A 22,649-nucleotide genomic window follows, 5' to 3' on the forward strand; every position below is an offset into this window, starting at 1 on the left:
GGATCGAGACATGGAATTGACGGTTTCACTGGAAACGGTTTGCCGGTTGATCGTGCGTGCGCGCGAACTTGAAGCGCAGGTGCCTGCGATCGAGAATGACGATGAGGGCGATCCCACCGACAGCGACGATCCGCTGGCGGTTCTCGAGGATGAGGCCAATGAGGTGGTGGTGGACGAGGTCCGCACCTTGCTGGAGGACCTGCCCGAAGACGAGGCCGCCGAAATACTCGCGCTGGCGATGGTCGGGCGCGGCACCTTCGACGCCAGCGAATGGGATGAGGCGCTCGAGACGGCGAATGAAGAGGACAGCGACTCGGTCGTCGACCAGCTGCTCGATATGCCGATGCTGGCCGGCTATCTCGACGCCGGGCTGACCGCCTTCGATCTCAGCTGCGACGCGATCGGCCAGATCGACTGAACCTGTACTCCGCGATAGTCTCCCACGGTCCGCCGCGATACCAATAGGCGCCGAACCCGATCAGGGTGATGGCACGTGGACGGAAATCCTGGCGCAGCGCGTTCAGCAGCGCACGGGCTTCGCCGGGGGCGACCTTGTTCTGGATGGTTATGTGCGGTCGACACGCTGCCTGGTCCTGCGGCGTTAGCAAGCCCTGCATCGCCTCGGCGATCTGCGTGCGGATCGCCATGAGGCCGGGACTTTCCACCCCCAGCGCCACCCCCTGCCCCAAGGAGATCAGCCGCGTGATCCGGGCTGCGGGCGGCATCGCCATTCGCGCTTCGGCGATTAGCAGCCGCTTGAGCGCGTCCAGCGCCGAAGGCGGCAGATGGTGGAACAAGGTCAGATGTGCCGGGAGCTGGTTTCGCTCTGCCGGGAAATGCGCGCGGCGCAGCGCATCTGCCCAGGCGAAGTCTTCCGAGCCGAGCAAGGCGGTGACGATGATGGGGGCGTTGACCGAACCGGGCACCGCGCCTTGACCTAAATCTCGACCTGGCTGCCCAGCTCGACCACACGGTTGGTCGGCAGCTTGAAGAACTCCATCGCGCTTTCGGCGTTGCGGAGCATCCAGGCGAACAGCTTCTCGCGCCAGATCGCCATGCCGGGCTTCTCCGATGGCAGCAGCGTCTGCCGCGCGAGGAAGAAACTGGTGTCCATCATCTTGAAGTCGGCGCCGCAGCTCTTGGTCTGCGCCAGCTCGGCGGGCACGTCGGGATCTTCCATGAAGCCATAGTTGATCACCATGCGGTAAAATCCCTGGCCGAGATCGGTGAACTCGGTCCGCTTTCCAGTGATGACATAGGGCACGTCGGCTATCCGCACGGTCAGCAGGATTACTCGCTCGTGCAACACTTTGTTGTGTTTGAGGTTATGGAGCAGCGCATGCGGCACGCCCTGCGCCTGCGATGTCATGAACACCGCGGTGCCGGGCACCCGCACCGCCGAACTCACCGCCGATTGGACGAACACCTTCACCGGCATCGCCGCCTCGCGCAACCGGTTGATCATCAGCGCGCGGCCCCGCGCCCAGGTGGTCAGCATGGTGAAGGCGATGAAGCCGATCAGCAGCGGGAACCAGCCGCCATCGGGCACCTTTGTCAGGTTCGCGCCGAAATAGGCGAGGTCGACCAGCGCGAAGACTGCGATCAGCGGCGCCGCCACCCATTTCTTCCAGCCCCACAGATAGACCAGCACCACCGCGATCAGGCAGGTGTCGATCGCCATCGCACCTGTCACCGCGATGCCATAGGCGGCGGCGAGGTTCGACGAGGTGCGGAAGGAGATGACCAGCAGGATCACCATCACCATCAGCCCCCAGTTCATCGCCGGGATATAGATCTGGCCGATCGAACCGGCGCTGGTGTGGGTGATGCGCAGGCGGGGGATGAAACCGAGCTGGATCGCCTGCTGGGTAACGGAGAAAGCCCCGGTAATCACCGCCTGGCTGGCGATCACCGTCGCCATCGTCGCCAGGATGACGAGCGGCAGGCGCAGCATTTCAGGGGCGAGCAGGAAGAAGGGATTGTGGATCGTCTGGAGCGCGGTCGCCATGTCCTGCGACAGGATCATCGCCCCCTGCCCCAGATAGTTGAGCATCAGCGCGGGCAGCACGAAGACCAGCCACGACACCCCGATCGGCTTGCGCCCGAAATGCCCCATATCGGCATAGAGCGCCTCCGCCCCCGTCACTGCCAGTACCACCGAGCCCATGGCGAGGAAGGCGAAGTAGCCCTCTTCCATGAAGAAGCGCACGGCATACCAGGGGTTGAGCGCGATCAGGACATGCGGGTTGCCGAGGATATGCCACACGCCAAGCACCGCCAGCACGGTGAAGTAGACGAGCATGATCGGCCCGAACAGCCGCCCGACCTTCGCCGTGCCGCGCGACTGGATCATGAACAGGCCGATCAGGATGCCGACCGCGATCGGCAGCACCCAGCCTTCGAAGCCTGCCTCGACCGTGGTCAGTCCCTCGACCGCCGACAGCACCGAAATCGCCGGGGTGATCATGCTGTCGCCGTAGAAAAGCGCGGTGGCGAATACGCCGAGCAGGACGATGCCCTTGCTCCACTTGCGCCCTTCCGACTGGCGGTTGATCAGCGCGAGAAGCGCCAGGCTTCCGCCCTCGCCCTTATTGTCGGCACGCATGATGATCATGACATATTTGAACGTCACCACCAGCATCATCGACCAGAAGATCAGGCTGAGGACGCCGAGAATGTGGAGCTCGTCGGGCGGCAGCGGGTGGTGGCCCGCAAAGGTCTCGCGAAAGGCGTAGAGCGGGCTGGTGCCGATGTCGCCGAAGACGACGCCGATCGCGCCAACGACCAGAGCGGGAAAGCCGCCCTGGCTGTGCCCACCGGACGCACCATGTGCCCCAGGGGACGCCGGGGCCCCGCCATTCGCAGCGGCCTTGTCGCTCGTCATGCGATGGTGGACTTCATAGCAAAATAATGCCCATTCCCTGCGCCTCTGGTCCCCCCATCAGGCGCATAGCGGCGGGCAATTAGCATTTGTTCCACAGGGTAGCAACAAGAGGGCGGGACGCTGGGAAGAGCGAATGCCCGGCACACCCCTAATCTTCGGTTGCCAGCGTGCGGATGGTGAACTGGGTGACGAGGCGATGAACCCCGGGCAGCGCCGACAATATTTCGCGATGGACCCGCTCGTAACTGTCGTCGGATCGGACCAGCACCTTGATCAGATAATCGGAGTCGCCGCTCATCAGATAGGCTTCGCTGATCTGCGCGGTGCGTTCGAGCGCGCGTTCGAACGCCATCATCGTCGCCTGACGCTGATCGACCAGGGTCACCTGAACGAATACCGTCGAAGGATTACCGCGCGCCGCGGCAGACAGGCGCGCACGATAGCCGCGGATCAGCCCGGAGCCTTCCATCGCCTTGACCCGGCGATGCGCGGCGGATGGCGACAACCCGACCCGCCGGCCAAGCTCCTCGCTCGTCAGTCCTGAATCATGCGCCAATATCGCGATTATTTTGCTGTCTATGCGATCCACCAAAGATATCTTCCCGTATTTTTGCCAAGAATTGCACTATCAATGCGTCCGTATCGCGGTGACGATCCCACTTCGCAACCCTTTCCCGGTGCAACGGCGTTAAGATTGGCAATCACCGTCTTCAGGAGACAAGCGATGCGGATCGGCGTTCCCAAGGAAATCAAGAATCACGAATATCGTGTCGGCCTCACCCCGGCTTCGGTGGCGGAGCTGGTCGCGGCGGGTCATGCGGTGATCGTGCAGACCGGCGCGGGCCTCGGCATCGACTTCGAGGATCAGGATTACAAGGACGTCGGCGCGTCGATCGTCGCCGACGCCCCCGCGGTGTTCGCGGGCAGCGACATGATCGTGAAGGTCAAGGAGCCCCAGCCGTCCGAGATCGCCCTGCTCGAACCGCGCCACACGCTGTTCACCTATCTCCATCTCGCCGCCGACAAGCCGCAGGCCGAAGGGCTGATGAAGTCGGGCGCCACCTGCATCGCCTATGAGACGGTCACGTCGCGCTCGGGCGCGCTGCCGCTGCTCAAGCCGATGTCCGAAGTCGCTGGCCGCATGTCGATCCAGGTCGGCGCGCACTATCTGGAGAAGGAACAGGGCGGCCGTGGTGTGCTGCTCGGCGGCGTGCCGGGCGTGGCGCCCGCGAAGGTAGCCATCCTCGGTGGCGGTGTTGCCGGCGTCAATGCCGCGCAGATGGCGGTCGGCATGCGTGCTGACGTCACTATCTACGACATCAGCAACGATCGTCTCGCCGAGCTCGACATGTTCTTCGGCAGCCAGATCAAGACGGTTTATGCCTCCAAGACTGCGATCGCCTCCGCAGTCGCCGGCGCGCACCTGGTGATCGGCGCGGTGCTGGTGCCGGGCGCCGCCGCACCCAAGCTCGTCACCCGCGACATGCTCAAGACGATGAAGCGCGGCTCGGTGCTGGTCGACATCGCGATCGACCAGGGCGGCTGCTTCGAGACGAGCCATGCCACCACCCACAGCGATCCCGTGTTCGAGGTCGATGGCGTGATCCATTATTGTGTCGCGAACATGCCCGGCGCGGTCGCCCGCACCTCGGCCTTCGCACTCAACAATGCGACGCTGCCTTTCGTGCTGAAGCTTGCCAATCTGGGCGCGGAGCAGGCGATGGCGGCCGATCCGCATCTTGCGGCGGGCCTCAATGTTTCAGGCGGTCATATCCGTCATGAAGCTGTGGCGGAGGCCCTCAACCTGCCTTTCGCCCGCTGATCTCCCCCCCCCCCCGGGGGGCGGAGATGGGAGAGGGCGACGCCCAATGGCATATCGCGCGGATTCCCCTCCGCGCGACGCCCTCTCCCGACTTTCGATCTGAGGTGTCATCCGCCATGCCGAAACATTCGGCGTGCCGGCCGGAATCGAGGTCCGTCAGCGCGCCTGCTGCTTCATTTGCTCGATTTCGATCAGGCGTTGCTCGAGCTCCGGCCGCCAGGACGCATCCGCCGGGCTGCGGTCGAGCAGCGCGCGCCAGACGCTTTCGGCGCGATCGAGCTGGCCGGCCTGGGCATAGGCCAGCCCCATGAAGAAGGGTGGACCCGGATGGTCGGGCGAGATCGCCTCGGCCCGCTGAAAGGCAAGTTGTGCTGCCGGCGACATCAGCCCGCCATCGTGGATCACCAGCGCATTGCCCAACCCGACCCAGAGGTCGGGGCTCCGCGGCCGTTTCTCCAGACCGTTCTTGATCAGCGCGATCGCATAGAGATTGAGACCCTGGCTCTGCATGCCTTCGGCGCCCCGTAGCACGTCGGCGTCGCCGCCGACCTTGCTGAGCATCTTCCGCTCCTGGACCGCGAAGGCGCTGTCAGGCATCTTTACCGCCTCGGGCGGCGGCGTCGGCTTGCCCGGCAGGTTCGGGCTCCCCTGCCACGCATAGCCGGCGATTCCCAGGAACAGGGCCGCCCCGACCAGTTCGAGCCCGCCCTTGGGCAGGTTGCCGAAGCGCCACAGCACGCCCGCGACGATCGCCGCGAGCACCAGGAAAATCAGCCAGCCCATCAGATTTTCCTCCGGCGCTTGAGTCGCCTGCTAACGATCCACAACCCGAAGGCAAGAAAGACCACCGGCAGCGCGTAGAGCGGCCAGGTCAGCCCGTCGAGCGGCGGCTTGTAACTCACCCAGTCGCCATAGCGGTCAATCAGCCACCGCCGGATCGCCTCAGGCTTCTCGCCCGCCTCAATCCGGGTGCGGATCAGCGCGCGCATGTCTCCGGCCATCTCGGCGTCGGAATCGGCGATCGACTGGCCCTGGCATACCAGGCAGCGGATCGTTTCCATCAGCGCCTTGGCCCGGGCCTCCTGCGCCCGGTCGGGCAGTTGCTCATTGGCGTATTTCGCCGCCGGCATCAGCGAATCCGCGAGGACAGGAGCCGAAACCGCCAGCAGCAGCGCCACGAGAAGGGTCCTCATTTGGCCGCCTCTCCCAACGCCGACATGATGCCCGGCACATCCTCGGGATTGATCGCGCCGATATGCTGTTTGCGGATGATGCCCTTGCCATCGACGATGAAGGTCTCGGGGAGACCCGCCGAGCCGAGGGCGATCTGCACGTTGCTGTTCGCGTCGCTGCCGATCGCGCGATAGGGATCGCCGTGCCGCTGCAGGAAGCGCGCAAGATCCTCTGGCCGATCGCGGATGGCGATGCCGAGGATCGGCACCCCGGCCTGGGCGAGCTGATCGAGCTGCGGCGCTTCGGTGATGCAGGGTACGCACCAGCTGGCGAAGACGTTGACGAGATGCGGCTGCCCGTTGGCGAGGGCCGCGCTGCTAACCCCCGGCTTCCCCGGCAAAGCGGGCGCCAGCGCGAAGGCGGGCATCGGCTTGCCGACCATCTTCGACGGGATCGTCTTGCTCTCCGGCCGGATCAGCCCGCCGGCGAACACGATCAGGAAGAGAATGAACAGCCCGAGCGGGAGCCAGATCAGCAGCTTCTTCATGCTTCGTCCCGTAACGGCGCATGACGCATGTCGCGGCGAACCCGGCCGATCAGCGACAGCAGCCCGCCCAATGCGACGAGCAGACCGCCTAGCCAGATCAGCGTGACGAACGGCTTCCACCATAGCCGGAGCTGCCAGCGCCCCTCATCGTCGGACTTGCCGACGACGACATAGAGCTGCCCGTCAAGCACGGTCGTGATCGCCGCTTCGTTGGTCTCGGTCTGCGGCGACGGGAAATTGCGGGTTTCCGGGTGCAAGGTGAACGGCTTGCGCTCGCCGCGCTGGGCGATGACCGTCGCACGGATTGCCGTGAAATTGGGCCCCGCGACCGGCTCCACATCGGTGAGCCTGATCGTGTAGGGGCCGACGCTGTGCAGTTCGCCGATCCGCGCCGCGACCAGCGTTTCCTTGTTGAAGGCGCGTTCGGAGGCCATGCCGGCGAGGGCGACGGCGATGCCGAGATGCGCCACCACCATGCCGTAGATATAGAGCGGGGTGCGGCGCAGGTTGCGCTTCCACAGCGGGGCGAGGCTGGCGAGGGCGACGCCGCTGGCCACGACCAGTCCGAGCAGCGGCAGGATAGCGATACCGGGCGCGAGCAGGATCACCAGCAGCAGCGCAAGCGCCGACAGCAGCACCGGCAGCGCGAGCCGCGTCAAAGTAGCCTTCAGGTCGTCCCGCCGCCAGCGCATGATCGGCCCGGCCGCCATGACGACGACGAGCATCAGCGCGAGCGGCCCCGCCGCGCTGTTGAAATAGGGCGGACCGACCGACAGTTTCTCGCCGGTCACGGCTTCGGCCATCAGCGGGTAGAGCGTGCCGACAAGGACGATGCCGAGGATCGCCGACAGCAGCAGGTTGTTTATGACGAGCGAGCCCTCGCGGCTGACCGCGTCGAAGCGCGACCCCTCGCGCACGGTGCCGACGCGAAGGCCGAATAGCGCCAGCGCGCCGCCGATATAGATGGTGAGGAGCGCGAGGATGAAGCTGCCGCGCTCGGGATCGACCGCGAAGGCGTGCACGCTGGTCAGGATACCCGATCGAACGAGAAAGGTGCCGACCATCGACATCGAAAAGGCGACCACTGCGAGCATCACCGTCCAGGCGCGAAGTCCCTCGCGGGTGGCGAGCACCGTCACCGAATGGAGCAGCGCCGTTGCGGCAAGCCACGGCATCAGCGACGCGTTCTCGACCGGATCCCAGAACCACCAGCCGCCCCAGCCGAGTTCATAATAGGCCCAGTAGCTACCCGCGGTAATGCCGATGGTGAGCAATATCCAGGCCGCCAGCACCCAGGGCCGCATAGCGCGCGCAAAGGCCGCGCCGACATCGCGGGTGATCAGCGCACCTACCGCGAAGGAGAAGGCGACCGACAGGCCGACATAGCCGAGATACAGCGTCGGCGGATGGAAGGCGAGGCCGGGATCCTGAAGCAACGGGTTGAGCCCCTGCCCTTCCGCCGGCGCGGGATTGAGCCGGGCGAAGGGGTTGGAGGCGAACAGCAGGAAAGCGTAAAAGCCGAGGCCGATCGCCGCCTGTGCCGCCAGCGTCGCGATCAGGGTGCGCTCGTTCAGCCGCCGCTCGAACAGTGCGACAGCGCCGCCCGCCAGCGCGAGGATCGTCACCCACATCAGCATCGAGCCTTCGTGGTTTCCCCAGGTGCCGGCGAATTTGTAGAGCCAGGGCTTGGTCGACGCATTGTTCGCGGCGACCAGCTTCACCGACAGGTCGACCGTCATGAACAGGTAGATCAGCAGCAGGAAGGCGATACCGCTCAGCGCCGCCTGAACGACCGCAACAGGGCGGACCGCGCCAAGCAGGTCGGGGCGGTGGCTGGCAACGCCCATCGCGCCCAGCACAAGCTGCAGCGCCGCGAGGGCCGCGGCCAGCCATAATGCGGCCAATCCTGCCTCAGCGATCATTTCTGTCCCTTTGTCTGGCCGCTTTCGGGCTCAAGGCTATCGGTCTTGTGCATCTCGCCCGCGACCTGCGGCGGCATGTAGCGCTCGTCATGCTTGGCGAGGATATTGGTGGCGAGGAAGCTGCCGTCGGCCTGGAAGCTGCCTTCGGCGACCACCCCCGAATCCTCCTTGAACAGATCGGGCACGATACCGGTGAAGCGCACCGGCACCGTCTCTACATTGTCGGTCACGACAAAGTGGATGGTGATGCCATCGGGCTGGCGATCGATCGATCCCTTCTGGACCATCCCGCCCAGCCGGACAGCGCGGCCGACCTCGACATGGTCCTTCTTCGCGTCGGCAGGCGTATAGAAATAGGCCGCCTCGTCCTTGAGCGCCGACATGGCGAGCAGCGCCGCGCCGATGATCGCGACGACCGCAAGCAAGGCCAGGATCAGCCGCTGGTTCTTCGCTTTCATTGCTTTCAGTCCCGTCGGGTCAGCGAATCGGCCTGGCGTTCGGCGCGTCGCATGCTGGCGAAGCTGGCGAAAACCACGCCGAGGGTTCCCGCGATCGTGATCGCATAGGCGGCGGCGATGAAGGGCCAGTGGTTCATTCGGCGGTCATCCTCTTGAGCCGCGCCTCGACCTTGGCCTGGGCCAGCAGGGCGCGCATCCGCATCAGCACGATCGCGCCGAACAGCAGCGAAAAGCCGAGCGTCGACACGAGCAGCGGCCACAGCAGCGAGGGATCGATCTTCGATCCGCCAAGGCCGATGCTCTGCCCCTGATGGAGCGTGCGCCACCATTCGACCGAATAATGGATGATCGGGATGTTGAACGCGCCGACGACGCCGAAGATCGCCGAAATGCGATCGTTGCTGCCGCGCTCGGCGCCTGCCGAGGACAGCGCGATATAGGCGAGATAGAGGAAGAACAGCACGAGCATCGAGGTGAGCCGTCCGTCCCATTCCCAATAGGTGCCCCAGGTCGGCCGCCCCCATAGCGAGCCCGTCACCAGGCAGATCGCCGCGAACAGCGCCCCGGGCACCGCGATCGCCCTTGCCGCGACCGACGCGAGCGGATGCCGCCAGATCAGTTGCATGAGGCTGGAAACCGCGATCCCCGACCAGCCCGCCATGCCCAGCCATGCCGCTGGCACATGGACGTACATGATCCGCACGCTTTCACCCTGCAGATAGTCGGGTGGCGTAATGAAAAGCCCCGCGCCAAGCGCGACGACGATCATCACCGCGCCGATCCAGCCGAACCAGGAGGTTAGCGGGCGCGCGATGGAAAGGAAGCGGGCGGGATTGGCAAAGATGTGCACGGGCGGACGCCATAGAACAGCTTGAGGCGGCTGGAAAGTGCAGGCGTAACTAAGGGCTTGTCGACGCGCGCCTTCGGGCCCATGCCGCGGCGCATGGCCAAGTCCGAAAGCCGTCCGGCCCACAATCTGCGCGGCATCGTCCTGCGATCCTTGTCCGTGATGTGTTTCGCCGTGACGATCGCCGCGATGAAGAAGGCGAGCGAAGACGGCGTCGTCGCGATGGAGATGATCTTCTACCGCTCGCTATTCGGCCTGCCGCTCGTCTTGGCGTGGCTGATCGCCGGCCCCGGTATCCGGGTAATCCGCACGAAAAGGCCCGGCGCGCATCTCATAAGGTCGGCAATCGGCCTCATCGGAATCCTGATGAACTTCGTCGCGCTGATCCGCCTGCCGCTGGCCGATGCCGTGACGATCGGATTTTCAGCGCCGATCTTCGCCACGATCGTTTCCGGGCTGCTGCTGGGCGACAAGATCGGACCGCATCGCTGGGCAGCGGTGGTCTTCGGATTTCTCGGCGTCGCGATGATCGTGCGTCCCGGCGCGACATCGCTCGACCAGTTCGGCCTGCTGATGGCGATCGGCGGCGCGATCGGCACCGCGACCGTCACCATCACGGTCCGTCAGCTTGGCGGCACCGAACATGCCGGAGCGATCGTGTTCTGGTTCTTCATCTGCGCCGGGGTCGCGAGCGGGATCGGGTCGATCTTCCTCGGCCAGGCCCATATGCCACAGACATGGGCGCTGCTCGTCCTCGGCGGCCTGTTCGGCGCCGCCGCACAGGTGCTCATGACGATGTCGCTTCAGGCCGCACCGGTCTCGGTAGTTTCGCCGTTCGACTATCTGCAGATCGTCTGGGCAACCCTGATCGGCTGGCTGGTCTGGTCGGTCGGACCCAGCCTCGGCACTCTCGCAGGCGGTGCGTTGATCGTCGGCAGCGGCCTCTACACCGCCTGGCGCGAGCATCGCCGGAACCGCAACGTGATTCCGGCGACGCCGCCGCTCGAATAGATCAACCGCGACCGATCAGCTGCATCGCCATCCGGTCGGCGACGACCGCCGCCGGGACGTTGCTCGCTTCGCTCTCGGACCATATCCGGACAAGCCGCTCGGGTATCTTCGCGACCCGTGCCTCGACTTCGGCCCGGTCGCCCTGACCGAGATATTCGAGCGCGACATTGATGATGCCGCCGGCGTTGATCACATAATCGGGGGCATAGAGGATGCCGCGTTCATGAATGCGATCCGCGTCGGCCGGGGTCGCGAGCTGATTGTTGGCGCCCCCCGCCACCACCGGCACCTGAAGCGCCGCGATCGAACGTTCGTCGAGGATCGCACCGAGCGCGCAAGGACTCAGCACATCGGCCTCGATCGTCATGATCTCGTGCGCGGCAACCGCAACCGCGCCCAGTTCGTCGGCAAGCGCCTTGGCGCGCTTCGGATCGGCATCCGCCAAAGTGAGTTTGGCGCCATCTTTGGCCAGCAGCCGGGCTAACCCGCCCCCGACGCTGCCCACGCCCTGGATAGCAACATGGCCCCCCGCCGCATCCTGCTTGCCGAGGCCGCGCGCCATCGCCGCGCGAACGCCCAGATAGACGCCCTTGGCCGTGGTCGGTCCGGGGTCGCCACCCGCGCTGCCGGCCGCGACCGGTAGACCCGACACATGCTTCGTGGCCCTGGAGATCGCCACCATGTCGGCGTCGCTCATTCCGACATCCTCGGCGGTGACATAGCGTCCGCCCAGCGAATCGACCGCGCGACCGAAGGCGGCGAGCAGTTCGGGTGTCTTGGTACGCAGCGAATCGGCGAGGATGACCGCCTTGCCGCCGCCCATAGGCAGACCCGCCATGGCGTTCTTGAAGCTCATGCCGCGCGACAGGCGCAGCGCATCGGTGATCGCATCGGCGGGGTCGGCATAGTGCCAGAAGCGCGTGCCCCCCGCGCCAGGCCCAAGATGGGTCGAATGCAGCGCGATCACCGCCGTGAGCCCCGAGGCCGCGTCGCGAAAGAGGTGCACCCCCTCATGATCGTCAAAGTCGGGGTAGGTCCACGGAGCGGTCATCACAGCCTCACGAAATTAGATTACGTGACCGCGCAATAATATTATTCGGCTGTAAATGCCAGCCAGGAATCCAGGGAGAGAAAATGGGGCGATCGACGGGGATTGAACCCGCAACCTCCGGTACCACAAACCGGCGCTCTAACCAATTGAGCTACGATCGCCACAGGGGACGCGCTGGGCGTCGCCGACCCGGCGCTCCATAGGCAAAGCCCCCGGGGGACGCAAGCGTCGATAGGCCATAACGATAACTCTACCATTTTAACATGGTTGGGCTTGCCTCGTCTGCTGCTAGGTCCCACAAGACAAAGCTGTGCTCTCCCAACGAACTCGATATGCGATCCGCGCGCTCCTGCATCTGGGCGACCATTATGGCGAGGGGCCGATCCAGCTCGCCGAGATTGCCGAGAAACAGAATATTCCCGGCAAATTCCTGACGGTGATCCTGTCGGAGATGAAGCGCGCCGGATTCGTCGACACGATGCGCGGCAAGGAGGGCGGCTATTGGCTGTCGCGGCCTCCGACCGAGATCACCTATGGCGATATCGTCCGCGCGACGCGCGGATCGCTTGCGTTGGTCCCATGCGCGGCGCGGCTCGCTTATACACCCTGCGACCACTGCATAACCGAGGCCGAATGCCGGCTGCGCGACGTAATGCTCTCGGTTCGCGACGAAACGGCCAATATTCTCGATCGGCTGTCGCTCGCTGAAACGGTGTCGATCTGAACCTGCCAAACGGACGCCGACTCCGCAACGACCCCCGGATTGCCGCTGTTTTTCGACTTTTAACCAAGCCTGAACACCTCGGCGATATCATGCCACGGTTGACCTTAAGCCTTCGATTCATGTCGATTTTCCGTTGACGGCCCTAACGCCCACGTTATGTCAGCGTTCAGGAACGGCGTTCGAGCCGGGCCGATATAATGCTATGGGAGCTGCTCGAATGAAGAAGATCGCACTCGTTTTGGTTGCCGCCGGCCTGATGTCGGTTGCCGCTTGCAGCAAGCAGACGCCAGCTGAGAACGCCATCGACAACCAGGCGGCAGCGCTTGAGAATCAGGCCGACGCACTCGACAACGCCGCCGACGCCGCTTCGAACGAAGCCGTCGCCAGCAGCCTCGAGAACGCAGCCGACGCCGCTGAGAACGCGGCCGACGCAGTCGAAGCTAAGAAGTAATCGGCCAGCTCCTTCGGGGGTGGCAATTACGAACGGGATGGGCGCTCCTTCGGGGGCGCCCATTTCTGTTTCGGGGTTTGCGGCAGGACCGGCTTCCGCCGCTTATCCGTTTACGATCGTCCCGCCATTCGGGTGCAGCACCTGGCCTGACATATAGCTCGCGTCCTCGCAGGCGAGGAATAGGAAGCTCGGGGCGACCTCGTTGGGCTGGCCGGGCCGCCCCATCGGAGTGCTCTCCCCGAAATGTTCGAGCTTCTCCTCGCTGGCGCCGCCGGATGGGTTGAGCGGAGTCCAGATCGGCCCCGGCGCGACCGCGTTGACGCGAATCCCCTCGCCCACCAGATTTTCCGATAACGACCGGGTGAAAGCGGTGATCGCGCCCTTGGTGCTCGAATAATCGAGTAACTCCTTGCTGCCCTGGTACATCGTGACCGAGGTGCAGTTGATGATCGCCGCGCCCTTCTTCAGATGCGGGCGCGCCGCCTGGGTCAGGAAGAACATCCCGAAGATATTGGTCTGGAAGGTGCGGCGAAGCTGCTCCTCGCTGATGTCGGTGATGTCCTTATCGGGGTGCTGCTCACCGGCATTGTTGACGAGGATGTCGAGCCCGCCGAGCTTGTCGATCACTTCCGCCACCGCCCGGTCGCAGAAGTCCCTGTCGCCGACGTCGCCCGCGATGATGATTGCCTTGCGCCCTTCGCGCTCGACGATCTCCGCGGTCTTCTTCGCATCGTCATGCTCGCACAGATAGAGGATGGCGACGTCCGCGCCCTCCCGCGCATAAAGCGCCGCCACGGCCCGGCCGATCCCGCTATCTGCGCCGGTAATCACCGCCACCTTGCCCTGGAGCCGGCCCGATCCCGGATAGCGCGGGGCCCAGTCGGGCTTCGGCTCGAGCTCGCTCTCGTGCCCCGGGAGATTGTCCTCATGGATCATCGGTTGCTGCTGGTCGGTCATGGCGCTCTCCTTTTCGTGCATAACGAAAGGAAATCTCCACGGTTCAGTCCGTTGCGGGGACGATCCGGGTCGTGAGGCGGTCGCTCACGACATCCATGGTGAAGATCGGATCGGCATCGGGCGGCACCTCGGCCACGGCATCGACGAAGGCGTCGCGGGTGGCCGGCTCGTCATAGACCATCTTCTGGTCGAACGCCTTGCGCCAGGTCGCCTCGTCCGGCCACTCGGCATAGCCGACGAATCGCCCGTCAGCGTCGCGGTGCAGCCGCGATCCGTAGCTGCCATATTTCTCGCGAATCAGATCGGTCCCGCGGCTCCAGGCGCGGATGAACTGCTCTTCCTTGCCCGGATGTACCCGCCACCAATAGACCGCGACGAACATGACCGTCTCCTGATCCATCGCCCCGGCGGAGGCCGGGACTGCAACCGGATCCTGCCCTGGCTCGCCAGAAAGCATGTCCGCCCCGGACTTCGCCGGGGCGAAGGATCATGCGCCCATCAGCGACGGGAAGAAACCCTCATGCGCGCGGCGCAGATCAGTGATCCTCACACCCGCGACCTTGTCGCCACCGGTCGCGCCGAGACGACGGGCCGTAACGCCCGCTGTCAGCGCGGCAGCGAGGATGGCGTCGCTATTGGCGGTGGTGACGATGTAGCGAGCCTGATCCTCGCCAAACGCCTCGGCATGGCCGAGTTCGCCGACATCCGCGCCGATTCCGCCTGCCAGCGCCATTTCCGCGACTGCGACCAGCATGCCGCCATCTGCGATATCATGGACCGCGCTTACCCGACCCGACAGAATCATCTCGCGGACGAAATCGCCGTTGCGCTTTTCGAGTTCGAGATCGACCGGCGGCGGCGGGCCCTCTTCGCGGCCGGCGATGTAGCGCAGCCACAGCGACTGGCCGAGATGGCCGTCAGTCTCGCCGATCAGGACGATATGCTCGCCGGGCGCCTTGAAGGCGAGGGTCGCCATCTGGTCGACATCGGCGAGCAGGCCGATGCCGCCGATCGCGGGCGTCGGCAAGATCGCGCTGCCCGATCCGTCCTCGTTCTTGGTCTCGTTGTAGAGACTGACATTGCCCGACACGATCGGGAAGTCGAGCGCCGAGCAGGCCAGCGCCATGCCCTCGATCGCCCCGACGAACTGGCCCATGATCTCAGGCCGCTGGGGGTTGCCGAAGTTCATGCAGTCGGTGGTCGCGAGCGGCATTGCGCCGACCGCGGTGATGTTGCGCCAGCATTCGGCGATCGCCTGCTTGCCGCCCTCGACCGGATCGGCGAAGACGTAGCGCGGCGTGCAATCGGTGCTGATCGCGATGCCCTTCTTCGACCCGTGAACACGCACGACGGCGGCGTCGCCGCCGGGGCGCTGCACCGTATCGGCGCCGACCATGTGGTCGTACTGCTCCCAGATCCAGCGGCGGCTGGCGAGGTCGGGGGTACCCATCAAAGCCAGGAGATTCTCCGCGACAGGCCCCTTGGGCGGCACCGCGCCCAGCGGCGCACGCGCGGGAGTCGGCACCCACGGGCGGTCATAGGCTGGGGCCTCGTCGGCGAGCGGACCGAGCGGGATGTCGCAGACGATCTCGCCATTGAAGCGCAGCACCATGTGGCCCGTCGCGGTGACGCGGCCGATCACCGCGAAGTCGAGCTCCCATTTGTGGAAGATCGCCTCGGCCTCGGCCTCGCGGCCGGGCTTGAGCACCATCAGCATGCGCTCCTGCGATTCCGACAGCATCATTTCATAGGGAGTCATGTGCGTCTCGCGGCACGGCACGGCATTCATGTCGAGTTCGATGCCGACGCCGCCCTTAGACGCCATCTCGACCGAGGAGGAGGTGAGGCCCGCCGCACCCATATCCTGGATCGCGACGATCGCGTCGGAGGACATCAGTTCGAGGCACGCCTCGATCAGCAGCTTCTCGGTAAAAGGATCGCCGACCTGGACGGTAGGACGCTTCTCCTCCGAATCCTCGGAGAAGTCGGCGGATGCCATCGTCGCGCCATGGATGCCGTCGCGGCCGGTCTTCGATCCGACATAGACGATCGGATTGCCGACGCCCGATGCCGCCGAATAGAAGATCTTGTTGGTCTCGGCGACGCCCACCGTCATCGCATTGACCAGAATGTTGCCATCATAGGCGCTGTGAAAATTGACCTCGCCGCCCACCGTGGGAACGCCGACGCAATTGCCATAGCCGCCGATGCCGCGCACGACGCCCGAAATTAGGTGGCGCATCTTGGGATGATCGGGCCGGCCGAAACGCAGCGCGTTGAGATTGGCGACAGGCCGCGCGCCCATCGTGAACACGTCGCGCAATATGCCGCCAACGCCGGTCGCCGCGCCCTGATAGGGCTCGATATAGGACGGGTGGTTGTGGCTCTCCATCTTGAAGATCGCGGCCTGACCGTCGCCGATATCGACCACGCCGGCATTTTCACCGGGGCCGCAGATAACCTGCGGACCGGTCGTCGGCAGCTTCTTGAGATGAATGCGGCTCGACTTGTAGCTGCAATGCTCGGACCACATCACCGAGAAGATGCCCAGCTCGGTCAGATTGGGCGTCCGGCCCATCGCATGCAGGATGCGATCATATTCCTCGGGGGACAGGCCGTGCTCGGCAACGACCTGGGGCGTGATGGTGGCGGATTCGGTCATGGGCGAGCCGATAGCGAGTTGCGGGCGCTGCGCCTAGCTTGATTTGGAGCCGGTGATCGCATCCTTCAGCATGTCGAGAGCGATCCGCATACAGGCTATCCTAACAGGACCGCGCGGCAATGGGCCAAGATGGACCTCGCGGTGCTCCACGGGGCCGCCGCGCCGGGCGCAGGCGAAATGGACGAGGCCAGCCTCGTCGTCGGGCCCCGCCGGTCCGGCAAAGCCCGTGATCGCGATTGCCACGTCGCCCTGAGAATGGGCGAGCGCGCCTATCAGCATGGCTCGGGCAACGGGCTCGCTGACCGCTCCGCAGTCGTCGATCATCACCTGAGACAGCCCAAGCAATTCGCACTTCGCCTGTTCGCTATAGGTGACGAAACCGCGTTCGAAGACGTGCCCGGCGCCGTCCACATCGGTGAGGAGCGAGGCGAGCATGCCGCCGGTGCAGCTCTCCGCAGTCACCAGGGTCGTGCCTTGTGCCGCGGCGCAATCGAGTACGGCGTGGGTCAGCGCCTCAACATCGGCGGGCATAGTCGCGAAGAGCGTTTCGGTCATGGCGTCTTCTCAACCGCCTGTTCATGGGCATGCGGCTGGGCATGGCCATGGGTGCGCAGATAGCGCTCGTCCAGCTCAGCGATGATCGCTTCGCCCCGATCGCCGGTCAGCCGGAGCAATGCATCGATCTTGGCTTCGAGCCGGTCGTCGTTTTCCTTCGACGCGGGGGAGCCGACGTAGAGGAAATAGGCGAGCCCGACGACCTGCCAGATCAGCTGGAGAAATTCAGACTGCCAGTTTTCGAAGGTGTCCCGACCGAGCACGACGGCGAATTCCGAGAATTGCGCCACCTGACCATGCTGGGTCGCTTCGTCGACATAGGCGTACCAGCCGAACACCCAGTGCAGGGCGATCGAGACCAGAAAGAAGATGGCCGTGAGCCAGCCATAAGCATAGCGTCGCATTTCGAACTCCTGCAGTCGCCGTCCGGGGCGTTCCGCAGGGACGGCGATGGGCCGCCGCCCGACCGCTGAGGCCGGGCGGCGCACAAGACAATCAGGCGGTGACGAGGTTGACCGCGGTGGGCTTGGCCATCGGCAGACCGCCCTGTTCCTCCTGCACCATCAGCTCTTCCTTGCGGGCGAGCATCTGGTCGCGCATCGCGACGAGGTCGACATCGGCGGCGCGGGCCTGGGCGAACATACCCTCGCTGGGCATCTCCTCCTCCTTGACGTGATGCTCGATCTCCTCAGAGAGCACCGAAACCTTCGCGTCGTAGAAGTCGGCATCGGGGGCGGAGCTTTCGAGATCGTTGATCAGCACCTTGGCGCCATCATGCTCAACATAAGCCTCGTCGAGCAGGTCGTCATCGATCTTGCCGCGCAGGGCGGGATAGAAGATTTCCTCTTCCAGCATCGTGTGGATCTTCAGCTCGACGCAGATCTGGTGACACAGCTTCTGCTTGGCCGAATCATCCTTTGCCTTCTCGAATTTCTCGAACAGCTCTTCGACGGTGCGGTGATCAGCCTTGAGCAGCGCGATCGCGTCAGTGAATTCTTTTTTGGCCATGTGAGTGCTCCTGTTTGACCGCCCCTTAACGCGTGCCACCGGAATGAAGTGCCGTGCGAACGACTCGCAGCGGAGAATTAACCTGGGTTAATCCATTGGAAAATAAAGATGTTTGTGCGCGGAACGATCGGAACGGGGGAGGTGGCGCTTTGTTTGCTGGTCTCATTCCATTTCGGAGGACAGCGTGACCGAAAGCCATGGCCGCGAGGCGCAGGACGATGCCCCGCCATCGACATCGAAACAGGGCGCGGTGATCGACGCCGCGACCGACAGCATGGGCGACTCGACTGGTTCGTCGCTGATCGGTCGCAGCGTCACGATCAATCGGCCGCGTGCGGAACTCTTCGCCTACTGGCGCGACTTCGCCAATCTCGCCAGCTTTATGGACAATATCGTGCGGATCGACGTGATCGACCGCCAGCGGTCGCATTGGGTGGTCAAGGCTCCGGCAGGCAAGACCGTCGAGTGGGACGCTCTTATCACCGAGGAGCGCGAGGGCGAGATGATCGCTTGGACGTCGGCCGAGGATGCCGATGTGCCGAATAGCGGACGGATCGAGTTTCGCGACGCGCAGGCCGACCGTGGCACGATCGTCACCGCGACGATCGTCTACGACCCGCCGGCGGGCGTCGTCGGCAAACTGATCGCAAAGATATTCCAGCGCGAACCCGCGATCCAGGCGCGCCGCGATCTGCGTCGCTTCAAGCAGCTCATGGAAACCGGCGAGATCGCCACGAGCGCGTGGACACGCGCACAGCTCGAAGAAGAGAAGGACTGATCGGATGCGCGCACTTACCTGGCACGGCAAGCACGACGTCCGCGTCGATACGGTCGACGATCCCGAAATCCTCAATCCGCGCGACGCGATCCTAAAGATCACCTCGACCGCGATCTGCGGATCGGACCTTCACCTCTACGACCATTATATTCCGACGATGCAGAAGGGCGACATCCTCGGCCATGAGTTCATGGGCGAAGTCGTTGAGGTCGGCTCAGCTTCTACGTTGAAGAAGGGCCAACGTGTCGTTGTTCCGTTCACCATCTCGTGCGGCAGCTGCTATCATTGCGGCAAGCATCAATATTCGGCCTGCGACAACGGTAACCCCGCCGACAATCAGGACATCGGACAGGAGCTTTACGGCCAGCCCATGTCGGGACTGTTCGGTTACAGCCATTTGACCGGCGGCTATGCCGGCGGCCAAGCCGAATACGTCCGCGTTCCTTTCTCCGATGTCGGCCCGATCGTCATTCCGGACGGCATCGATGACGACAAGGTTCTGTTCCTGTCGGACATCCTGCCCACCGGCTGGATGGCGGCCGAGAATGCCGATATCGAGCCCGGCGACACCGTCGCGGTCTGGGGTTGCGGCCCGGTCGGGCTGTTTGCGGTGCAATCGGCGTTCCTGATGGGCGCCGAACGGGTGATCGCGATCGATCACTTCCCCCACCGGCTGGAGCTGGCGAAGCGCTTCGGTGCCGAGACGCTCAACTTCGAGGAGAGCAAGACATACGAGGCGCTGATGGAGATGACTGGCGGGATCGGCCCGGATGCGGTGATCGACGCGGTCGGCCTGGAAGCGCACGGCTTTTTCGTCGACAACGTGATTGACCAGATCAAGGCATCGACCTTTCTAGGCACCGACCGCATCCATTCGATCCGGCAGGCGATCGTCGCCTGTCGCAAAGGCGGCCGCGTATCGATGCCCGCCGTCTATGGCGGTATCGTCGACAAATTTCCGCTCGGTGCCTTCATGGAGAAGGGGCTGACCCTCAAGACCGGCCAGACCCACGTCCAGCACTATCTGCCCGGCCTGCTGAACGCGATCATGGAAGGCAAGATCGATACGACCTTCCTGATCAGCCACCGCATGCCCCTGGAGGATGCGGCCGAAGGCTATCGGATGTTCCACGACCAGCAGAACGAGGTGACCAAGATCGTGCTGAAGCCGGGCATGGCCGCCGCGACAGTGGCCGCCTGATCACAGCGACACGTGAGGAGAGACGACATGGCAGACAAATTCGCGATCGTGACCGGCGCGTCGACCGGCATCGGCTTCGAGCTGGCGAGCATCGCTGCCGAACAGGGCTATGACCTACTGGTCGTCGCCGACGAACCGTTGATCGACGCCGCCGCGGCCGACTTCCGTCGCCACGGTGTCGAGGTCACTTCGGTAGAGGCCGACCTGTCCAGCATAGAGGGCGTCGATCAGCTGCTTCAGGCGGCGAATGGGCGGCCGATCGATATATTATGCGCCAATGCGGGCCGCGGTCTGGGCCGAGCTTTCCTCGATCAATCGGTCGCCGACTGGCGGCGGGTGATCGACACCAATGTCACCGGGACAGTCTATCTGCTCCAGCAGGTGCTGAGGCAGATGGTCGCGCGCGACACGGGCCGCATCCTCGTGACCGGCTCGATCGCCGGCTATATGCCTGGCGCGTTCAACGCCGTATACAACGGCACTAAGGCGTTCATCGACAATTTCACCGACGCGATCCGTAATGAGATCAAGGACAATCAGGGCGTGACGATCACCACCCTGATGCCCGGCCCCACCGAGACCGAATTTTTCGACCGCGCAGACCTGCTCGATACCAAGGTGGGTCAGCAGGACAAGGACGATGCGGGCAAGGTCGCGCGCGACGGCTGGGAAGCGATGTTCAAGGGTGATGCGCACATCGTGTCGGGCTGGAAGAACAAGGCCCAGAAAACGCTGGCCAATGTCACCCCGGCGTCGACGCTGGCCGAAATGCACCGCAACATGGCCGAACCCGGTTCGGCCGACTGACCATTGGAGCTCCGTTGCGCCTGCGGCGTTCCCTGCGAACGAAGGGAGCTATGAGATGGAAAAGCAAGTCATTGGCCGCGCCATCGGTATCGCGAGTTTGACGTTCGGCATTACCGATATCCTGCTGGGCCGGAGGTTTGGACGGGGTATAGGCGCGGGCGCGGATATGGGCGGGCGGCTGTTCCAGATCGTCGGCGCGCGCGAGGTCGTCACGGGGATTGCTGGTCTGGTCGCACCCGGTAGCGCCGCTCCGGTGCAATGGCGCCTTGCCGGTGACGTGTTCGACCTGGCGGCGCTTGGCTATATCGCCGCTCCCGCCAATCCGAAGCGCAAGATGGCGCTGCTGGCGCTGGGCATCGTCGCCGCGGTTGCCGTCGTCGATCTCATTGGTGCGCGGGCGCTCGATGGCCGGGGCGCGCGCCGTTCGACAAAGGAATGACAGAATAATCGGTTCCGGCATGGAATAAGGCGGGCATCGGCGCGTACGTGTCTGCATGGACCGCTGGACCACCGTCGATATCCACGAGCAATTACCGCGCCTGCGTGGCTATGCGCGCGCGCTGACACGCGACACGGGAGCAGCGGACGACCTCGTCCAGGAAGCGTTGCTGCGCGCCTATGAGCGCGCCGCCACCTACCGCCCCGGCAACTCGCTGCGATCGTGGCTGCTGTCGATCGTCCACAACCTTTTCATCGATCATAAACGACGCGAGGCGAGCGAGCAGAAGCGCAACGCGCGGCTGATCGAAGCCAGCGAAGGCATGGTCGAGCACGGCCAACAAGAACAGGCCGTCTATCTCGCCGAAATCGCGACGCGCTTCGCCGCGCTGCCTGAGGAGCACCGCGCCGTGCTGAGCCTGATCGGCGTGCAGGGGCTAAGCTATCAGGAGGCCGCGACGACGCTGGGTGTGCCGGTCGGCACCGTCATGTCGCGGCTGCACCGGGCGCGCGCCGCTCTGCGCGAGCCCGAAGCGATCAACGACGTGGGGCGGTTACACATCATCGGAGGCACGGATGCGTCCTGAAACCATCACCGAGGCCGAGATCCATGCCTATCTCGATGGCGAACTTGAACTAAGCCGGCGCTATGCGGTCGAGAACCATCTGGCCGGACATCCCGCCGACGCGGCGCGGTTCATGGCCGATCTGAGGCTGCGGACATCGCTGCGCATGATCGCCAACGAAGCCGGGGAGCCCCCGCACTCTATGGTCGAGGCTGCCGCAAGGTTGGGCACGCGCCTCAACGAGCGGCCGGCCTGGGGCTTCCGGATGTTCCGCAGCGGCCCGGTGATGCGGAGCCTCGCGGCGGCGGCGATGCTGGTGCTGATCCTGATCCCGGCGCGGAACGTACTGGCGAGCCCCCCCGATTTCATCGGCGATGCGGTCGATGCCTATCGCACTGGATTGCTGCGCGCGCGGATGGCGTCCCAGATCGAGAGTCCCCATTTCGATGCCCGGGAGGTTCAGCGCACCACCCACATCCGCCTGCCCCGCCTGCCGGCGCGCTGGGTCGTCACCGATGCGCAGATCTTCCCTTCGGAAAAGGGGCCGGCGCTGCAGCTGATGGTCAGCACGCCGACCGACGAGAAGATGTCGATCTTTGCGGTGCGTGCGTCGACCGATTCACCCGAGGAGCCGACGACTGTGCGGCATGAGGGCACATCGGTGGCCTATTGGCGGGAGGGCGATATGTCCTACGCGCTGACCGGTGACGAGGCGCCCGAGGCGGTCGATTCGGTCGCCGACGATATCGCAGCCGATCAGAGTTGATTTTCATGGATATCAGCGAAC

28 protein-coding genes and 1 tRNA gene are annotated in these 22,649 nt (G+C 64.5%); 11 read left to right on the forward strand and 18 right to left on the reverse strand.

Annotated features, from left to right (window positions below; genetic code table 11):
* Positions 1-10: 10 nt before the first annotated feature.
* Positions 11-418: a DUF3775 domain-containing protein gene (locus WP12_RS17835; protein ID WP_046195041.1), complete on the forward strand. Its 408-nt coding sequence runs from the start codon at positions 11-13 to the stop codon at positions 416-418.
* Here the strand turns inward: WP12_RS17835 and WP12_RS17840 are convergent.
* The 3 genes from WP12_RS17840 to WP12_RS17850 form a co-directional block, all read right to left on the reverse strand.
* The gene (locus WP12_RS17840) at positions 387-926 is read right to left on the reverse strand and encodes a 2'-5' RNA ligase family protein (RefSeq protein WP_046195042.1); all 540 of its coding nucleotides are present in this window, start codon (positions 924-926) and stop codon (positions 387-389) included. The genes WP12_RS17835 and WP12_RS17840 overlap by 32 nt on opposite strands.
* An 11-nt stretch (positions 927-937) precedes the next feature.
* A complete protein-coding gene (locus tag WP12_RS17845; RefSeq protein WP_046195043.1) occupies positions 938-2,884 on the reverse strand; it encodes a potassium transporter Kup in 1,947 nt (648 codons plus the stop codon).
* A gap of 148 nt (positions 2,885-3,032) precedes the next feature.
* A complete protein-coding gene (locus WP12_RS17850) occupies positions 3,033-3,473 on the reverse strand; it encodes an Lrp/AsnC family transcriptional regulator (protein WP_200894549.1) in 441 nt (146 codons plus the stop codon).
* A 135-nt stretch (positions 3,474-3,608) separates the two neighbouring features.
* Between WP12_RS17850 and ald the strand changes: the two genes are divergently transcribed.
* On the forward strand, positions 3,609-4,706 hold the full coding sequence (gene ald, locus WP12_RS17855; protein ID WP_046195045.1) for an alanine dehydrogenase: 1,098 nt from the start codon (positions 3,609-3,611) through the stop codon (positions 4,704-4,706).
* A 156-nt stretch (positions 4,707-4,862) separates the two neighbouring features.
* Here ald and WP12_RS17860 read toward each other — a convergent pair whose 3' ends face one another.
* From WP12_RS17860 to ccmC, 7 genes are read right to left on the reverse strand one after another with little or no spacing between them, the layout of a single operon-like run.
* A complete protein-coding gene (locus tag WP12_RS17860; protein ID WP_046195046.1) occupies positions 4,863-5,489 on the reverse strand; it encodes a tetratricopeptide repeat protein in 627 nt (208 codons plus the stop codon).
* Positions 5,489-5,899: a cytochrome c-type biogenesis protein gene (locus WP12_RS17865; RefSeq protein WP_046195047.1), complete on the reverse strand. Its 411-nt coding sequence runs from the start codon at positions 5,897-5,899 to the stop codon at positions 5,489-5,491. The genes WP12_RS17860 and WP12_RS17865 overlap by 1 nt, the downstream gene beginning before the upstream one ends.
* Positions 5,896-6,426, reverse strand: coding sequence for a DsbE family thiol:disulfide interchange protein (locus WP12_RS17870; protein ID WP_046195048.1), 531 nt, complete (start codon positions 6,424-6,426; stop codon positions 5,896-5,898). The genes WP12_RS17865 and WP12_RS17870 overlap by 4 nt, the downstream gene beginning before the upstream one ends.
* Positions 6,423-8,348 carry a heme lyase CcmF/NrfE family subunit gene (locus tag WP12_RS17875; RefSeq protein ID WP_046195049.1) on the reverse strand — a complete coding sequence of 642 codons (1,926 nt, stop codon included), beginning with the start codon at positions 8,346-8,348 and terminating at the stop codon, positions 6,423-6,425. Before WP12_RS17875 ends, WP12_RS17870 begins: the two co-directional genes overlap by 4 nt.
* A complete protein-coding gene (gene ccmE / locus WP12_RS17880; protein WP_046195050.1) occupies positions 8,345-8,806 on the reverse strand; it encodes a cytochrome c maturation protein CcmE in 462 nt (153 codons plus the stop codon). Before ccmE ends, WP12_RS17875 begins: the two co-directional genes overlap by 4 nt.
* A gap of 5 nt (positions 8,807-8,811) precedes the next feature.
* Positions 8,812-8,943 carry a heme exporter protein CcmD gene (gene ccmD / locus WP12_RS24990; RefSeq protein WP_152664066.1) on the reverse strand — a complete coding sequence of 44 codons (132 nt, stop codon included), beginning with the start codon at positions 8,941-8,943 and terminating at the stop codon, positions 8,812-8,814.
* On the reverse strand, positions 8,940-9,656 hold the full coding sequence (ccmC, locus tag WP12_RS17885) for a heme ABC transporter permease CcmC (protein ID WP_046195051.1): 717 nt from the start codon (positions 9,654-9,656) through the stop codon (positions 8,940-8,942). The genes ccmD and ccmC overlap by 4 nt, the downstream gene beginning before the upstream one ends.
* A 93-nt stretch (positions 9,657-9,749) precedes the next feature.
* Here ccmC and WP12_RS17890 point away from each other — a divergent pair, with 93 nt between their 5' ends.
* A complete protein-coding gene (locus tag WP12_RS17890; RefSeq protein ID WP_235399194.1) occupies positions 9,750-10,664 on the forward strand; it encodes a DMT family transporter in 915 nt (304 codons plus the stop codon).
* A gap of 1 nt (position 10,665) precedes the next feature.
* Here the strand turns inward: WP12_RS17890 and WP12_RS17895 are convergent, their stop codons facing one another.
* Both WP12_RS17895 and WP12_RS17900 read right to left on the reverse strand, forming a co-directional pair.
* Positions 10,666-11,715: a Glu/Leu/Phe/Val family dehydrogenase gene (locus tag WP12_RS17895; protein ID WP_046195053.1), complete on the reverse strand. Its 1,050-nt coding sequence runs from the start codon at positions 11,713-11,715 to the stop codon at positions 10,666-10,668.
* 84 nt (positions 11,716-11,799) lie between these two features.
* Positions 11,800-11,876, reverse strand: a tRNA-His gene (locus WP12_RS17900).
* A 149-nt stretch (positions 11,877-12,025) separates the two neighbouring features.
* Between WP12_RS17900 and WP12_RS17905 the strand changes: the two genes are divergently transcribed.
* Both WP12_RS17905 and WP12_RS17910 read left to right on the forward strand, forming a co-directional pair.
* The gene (locus WP12_RS17905) at positions 12,026-12,439 is read left to right on the forward strand and encodes an RrF2 family transcriptional regulator (RefSeq protein ID WP_046195054.1); all 414 of its coding nucleotides are present in this window, start codon (positions 12,026-12,028) and stop codon (positions 12,437-12,439) included.
* A 217-nt stretch (positions 12,440-12,656) separates the two neighbouring features.
* Positions 12,657-12,890, forward strand: a complete 234-nt coding sequence (locus WP12_RS17910; protein WP_046195055.1) for a hypothetical protein — start codon at positions 12,657-12,659, stop codon at positions 12,888-12,890.
* 102 nt (positions 12,891-12,992) lie between these two features.
* On the opposite strand, the gene WP12_RS17915 is transcribed toward WP12_RS17910, so the two are convergent.
* The 6 genes from WP12_RS17915 to WP12_RS17940 form a co-directional block, all read right to left on the reverse strand.
* A complete protein-coding gene (locus tag WP12_RS17915; RefSeq protein ID WP_046195085.1) occupies positions 12,993-13,847 on the reverse strand; it encodes an SDR family oxidoreductase in 855 nt (284 codons plus the stop codon).
* Between the two features lie 43 nt (positions 13,848-13,890).
* Positions 13,891-14,229: an antibiotic biosynthesis monooxygenase family protein gene (locus tag WP12_RS17920; RefSeq protein ID WP_046195086.1), complete on the reverse strand. Its 339-nt coding sequence runs from the start codon at positions 14,227-14,229 to the stop codon at positions 13,891-13,893.
* A gap of 105 nt (positions 14,230-14,334) precedes the next feature.
* On the reverse strand, positions 14,335-16,509 hold the full coding sequence (gene purL / locus WP12_RS17925) for a phosphoribosylformylglycinamidine synthase subunit PurL (protein ID WP_046195056.1): 2,175 nt from the start codon (positions 16,507-16,509) through the stop codon (positions 14,335-14,337).
* A gap of 33 nt (positions 16,510-16,542) precedes the next feature.
* Positions 16,543-17,064 carry a CinA family protein gene (locus WP12_RS17930; RefSeq protein WP_046195057.1) on the reverse strand — a complete coding sequence of 174 codons (522 nt, stop codon included), beginning with the start codon at positions 17,062-17,064 and terminating at the stop codon, positions 16,543-16,545.
* A complete protein-coding gene (locus WP12_RS17935; RefSeq protein WP_046195087.1) occupies positions 17,061-17,468 on the reverse strand; it encodes a DUF6766 family protein in 408 nt (135 codons plus the stop codon). The genes WP12_RS17930 and WP12_RS17935 overlap by 4 nt, the downstream gene beginning before the upstream one ends.
* Before the next feature lie 91 nt (positions 17,469-17,559).
* On the reverse strand, positions 17,560-18,072 hold the full coding sequence (locus tag WP12_RS17940) for a hemerythrin domain-containing protein (protein ID WP_046195058.1): 513 nt from the start codon (positions 18,070-18,072) through the stop codon (positions 17,560-17,562).
* A 184-nt stretch (positions 18,073-18,256) separates the two neighbouring features.
* Here WP12_RS17940 and WP12_RS17945 point away from each other — a divergent pair, with 184 nt between their 5' ends.
* From WP12_RS17945 to WP12_RS17970, 6 genes are read left to right on the forward strand one after another with little or no spacing between them, the layout of a single operon-like run.
* Complete coding sequence (locus WP12_RS17945) at positions 18,257-18,850, forward strand: SRPBCC family protein (protein WP_046195059.1); 594 nt, start codon at positions 18,257-18,259, stop codon at positions 18,848-18,850.
* Positions 18,851-18,854: 4 nt separating this feature from the next.
* Positions 18,855-20,051: a zinc-dependent alcohol dehydrogenase gene (locus WP12_RS17950; protein ID WP_046195060.1), complete on the forward strand. Its 1,197-nt coding sequence runs from the start codon at positions 18,855-18,857 to the stop codon at positions 20,049-20,051.
* A 27-nt stretch (positions 20,052-20,078) separates the two neighbouring features.
* Positions 20,079-20,858: an SDR family NAD(P)-dependent oxidoreductase gene (locus tag WP12_RS17955; protein WP_046195061.1), complete on the forward strand. Its 780-nt coding sequence runs from the start codon at positions 20,079-20,081 to the stop codon at positions 20,856-20,858.
* 55 nt (positions 20,859-20,913) lie between these two features.
* The gene (locus tag WP12_RS17960) at positions 20,914-21,297 is read left to right on the forward strand and encodes a hypothetical protein (RefSeq protein ID WP_052730481.1); all 384 of its coding nucleotides are present in this window, start codon (positions 20,914-20,916) and stop codon (positions 21,295-21,297) included.
* A gap of 55 nt (positions 21,298-21,352) precedes the next feature.
* Positions 21,353-21,883 carry a sigma-70 family RNA polymerase sigma factor gene (locus WP12_RS17965; RefSeq protein ID WP_046195062.1) on the forward strand — a complete coding sequence of 177 codons (531 nt, stop codon included), beginning with the start codon at positions 21,353-21,355 and terminating at the stop codon, positions 21,881-21,883.
* The gene (locus tag WP12_RS17970; protein ID WP_046195063.1) at positions 21,873-22,628 is read left to right on the forward strand and encodes an anti-sigma factor family protein; all 756 of its coding nucleotides are present in this window, start codon (positions 21,873-21,875) and stop codon (positions 22,626-22,628) included. Before WP12_RS17965 ends, WP12_RS17970 begins: the two co-directional genes overlap by 11 nt.
* Positions 22,629-22,649: the final 21 nt, after the last annotated feature.

It is taken from the genome of Sphingomonas sp. SRS2 (genome assembly GCF_000971055.1).
Lineage (GTDB): Bacteria > Pseudomonadota > Alphaproteobacteria > Sphingomonadales > Sphingomonadaceae > Rhizorhabdus.